Origin of the sequence: Collinsella aerofaciens, assembly GCF_015556945.1 — a bacterium.
GTDB classification, from domain to species: Bacteria; Actinomycetota; Coriobacteriia; order Coriobacteriales; family Coriobacteriaceae; genus Collinsella; species Collinsella aerofaciens_AO.
This window is the reverse complement of record NZ_JADNNH010000025.1, coordinates 26791-34557: the sequence shown is the minus strand read 5'-3', so window position 1 is coordinate 34557 and position 7767 is coordinate 26791. Positions and strand designations below refer to the sequence as shown.

Sequence of the window (7767 nt, the reverse complement as noted above, 5' to 3'; positions counted from 1 at the left end):
ACGAAGAGCACATTAAGTGCTCTTCGGCTCGTGCGGAACTTGCAGCGAGCAAAGGTAAGAACGCCCCGCCACATCGTTAACTCGCATGATGATAGCAAATACAACAAGCGAGATGCCTGCGACTTGCAGGCATCTCGCTTTATCTAAATAACGTGGTTGAAACTCAACCTTTATGTGAGGCTCTTACCTTATCGATAAGATACGGACTGCTGGGAATCTTTCACGACTACGTCGTGGGCGCCGCCTTCGACGATGGAGGTGGAGCTGACCAGCGTTAGGCGTGCCTTTTCCTGGAGCTCGGGGATCGAGAGGGCACCGCAGTTGCACATCGTGGACTTGACCTTGTAGAGCGTGCCGCCCACGCCGTCCTTGAGGGAGCCGGCGTAGGGAACGTAAGAGTCGACGCCTTCGACGAAGCTGAGCTTCGCGGCGCCGCCCAGGTCGTAGCGCTGCCAGTTGCGGGCACGCGCAGAACCCTCGCCCCAGTACTCCTTCATGTACTGGCCGTTGACGTTGACGCGCTCGGTCGGGCTCTCGTCAAAGCGAGCGAAGTAACGGCCCAGCATCATAAAGTCGGCACCCATGGCAAGGGCGAGCGTCATGTGGTAGTCGTAGACGATACCGCCATCGGAGCAAACGGGCACGTAGACGCCGGTCTCCTCGTAGTACTCGTCGCGAGCACGGCAGACATCGATCAGCGCAGTGGCCTGGCCGCGGCCGATACCCTTGGTCTCACGGGTGATGCAGATGGAACCGCCGCCGATACCGACCTTGATGAAGTCGGCGCCGCAGTCGGCCAGGAAGCGGAAGCCCTCGGCGTCGACGACGTTACCGGCACCGACCTTGACGTCCTCGCCGTAGTTGGCACGGATCCACTCGATGGTGCGCTTCTGCCACTCGCTAAAGCCCTCGGAGGAGTCGATGCACAGAACGTCGGCACCGGCCTCAATGAGCAGCGGGACGCGCTCGGCATAGTCGCGGGTGTTGATACCGGCGCCGACCATGTAGCGCTTGTCGTTATCGAGCAGCTCGTTGGGGTTGGTCTTGTGGCTGTCGTAGTCCTTGCGGAAGACGATGCCCATCAGGTGATCGTAGTCGTCGACGATGGGCAGGGCGTTGAGCTTGTTGTCCCAGATGACGTCGTTGGCAACCTTGAGGCTGATGTTCTTGTCGCCCACGATGAGCTGCTCACGCGGGGTCATGAACTCGGAGACCTTCGTCTGGTGGTCATCGCGGCTGGGTCGATAGTCGCGGCTGGTGACGATGCCCAGGAGCTTACCCTTGGGAGTGCCGTCGTCGGTGACCGGCATGGTGGAGTGACCGGTCTTCTCCTTGAGCTCGATGACCTGCTCCATGGTCATGTCGGGGGTCAGCGTGGAATCGGACTGAACGAAGCCAGCCTTGTGATCCTTGACGGCCTTGACCATAGCGGCCTCGGACTCGGCGCTCTGGGAACCGTAAATGAAGGACAGGCCACCCTCGGTAGCGAGCGCGACACCCATGTCGACGCCCGAGACGGACTGCATGATGGCGGAAACCATGGGGATGTTCAGGGTGATTGCCGGCTTCTCACCGCGCTTAAAGCGGGTTAGCGGCGTCTTAAGAGAGACGTTGTTGGGGATGCACTGCGAGGACGAGTAACCAGGGACCAGCAGATACTCCGAAAACGTGTGGGACTCACCGGGAAAGAACGTAGCCATGTTTCTCCTTTTTCCATGCGACCGGTCGGCTGCAGGCCTCGTAGGACCCAGCCCAACCTTGGGCGCCCAATACTGGGGAAGTATCTTAACGCACTTTGACTGCTACAATGCATGATTTAAGAAGAGCACACGAGGGTTTGACGCAGGCTTTGCGTTTGCCCAGCAAACACTTTAGCGGGGAGACGTGGAGCACATGGAGTACAAGACGACGGCAAAGCTGGTCATTCAAGCGTGCGACAAAGATCTGCCGGGCGTCTTCGGCCACGGCTGCGTCTTGCTGCTGCAGGGTATAGCCCGCGAGCACTCGCTCAACCGTGCCGCCAAGAGCATGGGCATGGCGTATTCCAAGGCCTGGCGCATTGTGAACGAAGCCGAAGGCCAGCTGGGATGCAAACTCATCGAGCGCGACGGTGCCCGCGGATCCACGCTCACCCCCGCCGGCGAGCGAGCCATCGCGGTCTACGAGGAGCTGCAGGCCGACATAAACCAGGTCATTGCTACCAAAGCCAACGACCTCATCGCCAGCATCAAAAAGTAGCTAATTTGGGACGGGGCTTTTTTAGCTGCACAACCCCTTCTCATAAGTTGCGGTGAAATAGGGGCTGTTTATGCCGATAAAGCCGTAAATCAATCCATATTTCACCGCAACTTATGGAGTCGAGGATGATTTAGCTAGTTGCGAAGAGCGTTGTCTAGGGTGGCCGCAACTATCAAGGGATTGTCGGTGCCGGCGAAGAGGCGGATGGTGCTCCCCCGCTTGCCGCGTGGAGCCGAAAGGCGCGTCGTTGCGCCGCCGGCAGGCGATGTGCGAAACTCCCCCGGCAAAGCGTCGAACAGCTCTCCTGCGCTAAGCTCGATAAGGTCAAACTCAACTGCCGGGCCAAAGCCGTGCTCGAGGATTCCCGTTGCAACCGCATGGTCGGGATGCGAGTTCAGCCCGGGATAGCACACGTTGCGCACCATCTCGTTGGCGGCCAGATACTCAGCCAGCGCACGGGCGCGGTCGAAATGCGCCTGCATGCGGGCGTTAAGCGAGGAAAGCCCGCGCTCCAGCACGTCGGCCTCCTCGGCAGAAAGGTCGACTGCCGACGCACCGCAGCCTGCAAACAACACGTGCGCGCACTCGGCAGCAGCATCCACACGATGGCGCTTGAGCTGAGAGCGCGCCACCGAAGCGGCAACGAGCTTGCGCGGAGCCCTACCTGCACACACGCGATCGAGCGCTTCGAGGGACAGCACAGCACCCAGCCGCAGCGGATCGCAGCCAAAAGCCGACGCCACGGTGTTGTCCACAACCAGCAGCGCATGGGCCTCGCGAGCCGCTCGACCCAGCGTACGCAGATCGGGCACGCGCAGTCCAAACCCGCCGATGGAGTTAACGAACCACCACAGGTGCGGCCCCTCGGCATCAAACGAAGCATCAAAGACCTCGGACGCGGCGGTAAACGCATCGGCGGACGGCGAGCCCACCAGCGCAACATCGCGGCCATCAAAGCCGTGCGCAAATGCTTCGGTAAAGTCATCCGCAAAGGCCACCAGGCGGTCACCGGGACGCACAATCCCCAGCTGCGACAGCGCTGCCGGCACATGCGGGGCCGCAAGCAACCGCGCCTCACGCGCGCCGGCCCTCAAAGCCCAGGCCTCTTCTAGCTGCTGTACGCCCATACAGCACCGTCCCTTCAAAACAAAAACCCACGATGCGGGTGTTCCCCGCATCGTGGGCAACGGCTGCAGTATAGCGCCGATATGCGACGAATCGCCTAGATGTTGAGCGCGTGGTAGGTCACATTCGCGCCCGGAGCGTCAACGGTCACGCCATAGGCCTCGGGATAGATGCGCGTCGAAAACACGAGCGAGCCATCGTTCACAAACACCTCGACCGACGAGACATCGCCAACAATGCGCACGTTGCGCACCTCGTCGACGGGCTCCCAGCGCACGGTACGACCGCAGCCGGCAGAAGCGCGACCCTCATCGGTAAATCGCATCTCAAAGCGCGCGGGCAGTTCGTCCTCGGCGGGCACAAACGCCAGCTTCAGCTCGCCATCAACGGTCGCGGTAAACGCGCCATCGACACCGTTGGCAACAACGTCAAAGCAGGTATCGCCGGCAACCTCCAACGAGCCCGCCCCCACACGCACCGAGGCATAATGGTGCTCAATCTCGCGAGCCGGCTGCTGCAGCACTACGCCGCCGGCACCGGCTGTAAGCTCACGCGGCACCGTCATGCAGTGCTGCCAGCCGCACACCACGGTGGGTGCGTTGCCATAGGTCGGCTCATCAGGCATGCCCATCCAGCCAATTAGAATATGGCGACCGTCCTCAGCCGTGAACTCCTGCGGAGCATAGAAGTCAAAACCGGCGTCCCACAGGCGGAACTCGCCCAGCTCATAGGCACCGTCACCACCGGCAATGTCGCCCGTTACAGGCATGTAGCCAGCAGCGTATACGTTGCCGCGGTCCCAACGGCCGCCCTCGAGCCCCTGGGGAGAGAAAGACAGAAACCTTGCCGGTACACCGCCATCCGCCTCAAGCTCAAGGTATCCCGGGCACTCCCACATAAAGCCAAAGCGCTCGGGCGTAGACACGCGGCTCTCGAGCTCCCAACTCAGCATATCGGCCGAGCCATACACCAGAATCTCGCCCACATCGCGCCCGGCACCCTCGCCGTGCATAGCACAAAAACGGCTCTCGACATGCGGCCCGTCCACGCGACGACGCGCGCCCAGCACCATGTGATAACGCCCGTCCGCGTCACGCCATACCTTGGGATCGCGCACATGGCAGGTCAAATCCTCGGGATAATCCTCGGACGCCAGCACCACGCGCTTTTGGCTGAACTCCCGACCGGCAAGGCCATCAACGCTCTCGACATAAACAGTATCGGCGCGGCGGCCGGTATTGACGTAGTCGTACGTCCCGTCCGCATCGGAAAGCTTAACGTTGCCTGTGTACAGTACGCGAATGCGACCGTCCTCGGCAAGCGCGGAACCCGAATACACACCGTGGCAATCGAACGGCTCGTCGGGCAGCAGCGGGGCGCCAACGTAGTCCCACGTCATAAGGTCGCGGCTCGTCGCATGGCCCCAGACCTTAACGCCACCCTCGACATCAAACGGCGCATACTGAAAGTACGCGTGAAATATGCCGCCCGATTGGCAAAGACCGTTGGGGTCGTTGAGCCAACCCGCCGGCGGCATAATATGGAAGTGCTGGCCATACGCACCATGACCGCACTCAGAGGCAGCGATGTCAACAGCGGCAACCAGCTTTGCAAGGTCGCGACCAAGCGCATTAGACATATCAAAGTCCTAACGGATCGAAAGTTACAAGGCACCAGAGATCGGCGCCAGATGCTGGAAACACCCGCGAGCATACAGCCCGCGGGCATTCCCTTAATCAAAAGCTCTTAGGCCTGCTCGGAAGCCTTGGGCTCGTCCTTGTACAGGACAAACGAGACGGCAAAGGAAACCAGCGCGGCGACCGCAAACATGATCGCGTACTGTACGGGCTGGGCCAGGCACAGCAAGATACCGAAGATACCGGTAACGCCCGTGCCGGAGGCGGCCAGCGAAGTGAGCGCGCAGACCAGGGCACCGCAACCGCCGCCGATGCAGCCGGCGATGAAGGGCTTAAAGAAGCGCAGGTTCACACCAAAGATGGCAGGCTCGGTAATGCCCATGAAGGCGGACAAGGCCGAAGGAAGCGCCAGGCCCTTGATCTTGGCATCGCGGGTCTTAAAGGCAACGGCGAGCGCGGCGCCACCCTGGGCGATATTGGCAGCGCTGGCGATGGGCAGCCAATAGGTCACGCCGTACTGGGCGAGCTGGCCCAGGTCGATGGCGGTGTACATCTGGTGGATACCGGTAACAACCGTGGGGGCATAGAACAGGCCGACGATAAAGGAACCGATGCCGAAGGGCAGGGTCAGCAGGGCCTGGATCAGACCGAGGATGGCGTTCTCGGCCCAGACAAAGATGGGGCCGACGGCAACGAGCGTCACGAGCACGGTCACGAACACCGAGACGAGCGGGGTCACAAAGAGGTCGAACATCTCGGGTACGATCTTGTGCAGGCGCTTCTCGAGGAAGGCCAGAATGGCACAGGCGATAACGATGGGGATCACATGGCCCTGATAGCCGACCCACTCAAAGCTGTACACACCGGGAATGACGGTAACCATGGTCTGTACGCCCTCGGAGGCAACCGTGTAGGCGCTCTGCAGCGAGGAGTTAATGAACGCACCGCCGACGACGGCACCCAGATACGGGTTGGCGCCAAAGGCCTTGGCGGCGGAGTAGCCGATCAGGATCTGCAGAATGCCAAAGGACGTGCCCGAGACCAGGTCGGCAATCTTGTAAATAAAGTTATTGGTGTCGAGCGCGATAAAGCCGTTGGAGGCCATAAAGTTGAGGGCGCTCATAATGCCCAGCAGCAGACCCGAAGCCACGATGGCGGGGATGATGGGGACAAAGACGTCGCCGAGCACCTTAATGGCACGCATAAAGATGTTCTGCTGCTGTGCGGCGGCCTCCTTGACCTCGGCCTTGGTGGCAGCCTCGACTCCGCTGAGCGCAATGAACTCTTCGTAGACCTTGTTGACGGTGCCGGTACCAAAAATAATCTGGAGCTGGCCCTGGGCCTCAAAGACGCCCTTGGCGCCGTCGATATTCTCAAGGGCCTCCTTGTCGACCTTGGCGTTATCGGCAATCACCAGACGCAGACGCGTGGCGCAGTGTGCAGCCGAAACAACGTTGCCGGCGCCACCGATGTTGTCGAGCACCTCTTGGGCTGATTTACGGTAGTCCATGACTTCCCTTTCCTCCAACGGGCGCATGTGCACCCGGCCATGTTTGACACTTATACTGTAATCGTTTTCAGTTTCATATGTCTGCAATCGTTTTCACATCAGGATGAACGGTAGGAAAAAGCCGGCGAATGGTAGTTTTGAGACAAAAACTGGGGACTCAAAGGCAGGCAGACGCGTCCAAGGCCTAGACATTCATGAGCTGATGCCCAAGTTTGAGCGTCTTGAGACCGCTCTCCCCTTCCTCGCCATCGAGCGTATTGAGCAACATATTGGTCGCCTCGACGCCACTGGTCAGGTAGCCATAATGCACGGTGGGAATACCGCCCGTCAGCGCGCGCAAAAATGCGTTGTCGCCAAAACCGCTTACGCGATGCATGCCCTCGCCCACGCCGCGAACCTCATCGATGGCACGAAGCGCGCCCGCCGCCATGGTATCGGTCGCGCACGCGATAAACGAAACATCGGGAGCGACGGAAAGCAGTTCACGTGCTGCACCATAGCCTGAGTCGAGCGTAAACGAGCCCAGGCGAATCAAGGCGGCATCGAGCGGGTTACCCGCGGCGCGCAAGCCGGCCTCAAAACCGCGACGGCGGTCATAACCGGCCGCGCGGTCCTCTTCGGTAACTCCAATGTAGGCGATCTTGCCGTCCACGCGGCCCGCAAGCGCATGGCCCAGCTCAAAGGCAGCCTCGTAATCGTCGTGATAGACACAGGCCGTGCCCTCGACGTTTTGACCAATGACCACAAGGGGTACGCGACAAGACCCAATCGCACGACGGTGCTCGTCGGTAATCATGGTCGCTACCAGCACGATGCCATCGACCGGATGGTTCTGGAACAGGTCGAGGTATTCAAGCTCACGATCGGGGGCGTTGTCGGTATTGGCAAGCAGCATCTGGTAGCCACGGCGACCGAGCACCTGGCCAATGCCGGCGGTAATGCGGCTCACGGATTCCGAGTTGATCTTGGGCACGATGACGCCGATGAGCTTGGTGGAGCCGGTACGCAGCGCGCGAGCCTGGCTGGACCGAACGTATCCGGTCAGCTCAATCGCTTGCTTAATGCGCTCGGCCTTGTCCGCCGAGATATACCCACCGTTGAGGTAGCGCGAGACGGCGGCGCTCGAAACGCCGGCCAGCTCGGCCACATCTTTCATCTTTACCACGAGCACCCCCGTCGTTGAAATCGCTTTCACCATGATACCCAACCCTCGCCCAAAAAATATTCGACTGGAAAGGTCTCAGCGAACCATTTCAA

The 7767-nt window shown here is 60.4% G+C and carries 6 protein-coding genes; 1 reads left to right on the top strand and 5 read right to left on the bottom strand.

Annotated elements, in window-relative coordinates:
• Nucleotides 1-188: 188 nt before the first annotated feature.
• Entirely contained in the window at nt 189-1700 is a 1512-nt protein-coding gene (locus tag I2F59_RS07750) for an IMP dehydrogenase (RefSeq protein WP_152068092.1), read from the bottom strand.
• Between the two features lie 193 nt (nt 1701-1893).
• Between I2F59_RS07750 and I2F59_RS07745 the strand changes: the two genes are divergently transcribed.
• Nucleotides 1894-2238 (top strand): winged helix-turn-helix domain-containing protein, encoded by a 345-nt coding sequence (locus tag I2F59_RS07745; protein WP_195503779.1) that lies wholly within the window; start codon nt 1894-1896, stop codon nt 2236-2238.
• 134 nt (nt 2239-2372) lie between these two features.
• Here I2F59_RS07745 and I2F59_RS07740 read toward each other — a convergent pair whose 3' ends face one another.
• From I2F59_RS07740 to I2F59_RS07725, 4 genes are all read right to left on the bottom strand, one after another.
• Nucleotides 2373-3365 (bottom strand): PLP-dependent transferase, encoded by a 993-nt coding sequence (locus I2F59_RS07740; protein ID WP_195503778.1) that lies wholly within the window; start codon nt 3363-3365, stop codon nt 2373-2375.
• A 95-nt stretch (nt 3366-3460) separates the two neighbouring features.
• Nucleotides 3461-5002: a glycoside hydrolase family 32 protein gene (locus tag I2F59_RS07735; protein WP_195503777.1), complete on the bottom strand. Its 1542-nt coding sequence runs from the start codon at nt 5000-5002 to the stop codon at nt 3461-3463.
• A gap of 107 nt (nt 5003-5109) precedes the next feature.
• Nucleotides 5110-6510 (bottom strand): PTS transporter subunit EIIC, encoded by a 1401-nt coding sequence (locus I2F59_RS07730; RefSeq protein WP_118080507.1) that lies wholly within the window; start codon nt 6508-6510, stop codon nt 5110-5112.
• A gap of 184 nt (nt 6511-6694) precedes the next feature.
• Nucleotides 6695-7666 (bottom strand): LacI family DNA-binding transcriptional regulator, encoded by a 972-nt coding sequence (locus I2F59_RS07725; protein WP_229065401.1) that lies wholly within the window; start codon nt 7664-7666, stop codon nt 6695-6697.
• Nucleotides 7667-7767: the final 101 nt, after the last annotated feature.

Bases quoted from the DNA above. Each gene is read 5' to 3' on its own strand.
- I2F59_RS07730 (WP_118080507.1), bottom strand. From the start codon at position 6,510: ATGGACTACCGTAAATCAGCCCAAGAGGTGCTCGACAACATCGGTGGC.
- I2F59_RS07740 (WP_195503778.1), bottom strand. From the start codon at position 3,365: ATGGGCGTACAGCAGCTAGAAGAGGCCTGGGCTTTGAGGGCCGGCGCG.
- I2F59_RS07725 (WP_229065401.1), bottom strand. From the start codon at position 7,666: ATGAAAGATGTGGCCGAGCTGGCCGGCGTTTCGAGCGCCGCCGTCTCG.
- I2F59_RS07735 (WP_195503777.1), bottom strand. From the start codon at position 5,002: ATGTCTAATGCGCTTGGTCGCGACCTTGCAAAGCTGGTTGCCGCTGTT.
- I2F59_RS07745 (WP_195503779.1), top strand. From the start codon at position 1,894: ATGGAGTACAAGACGACGGCAAAGCTGGTCATTCAAGCGTGCGACAAA.
- I2F59_RS07750 (WP_152068092.1), bottom strand. From the start codon at position 1,700: ATGGCTACGTTCTTTCCCGGTGAGTCCCACACGTTTTCGGAGTATCTG.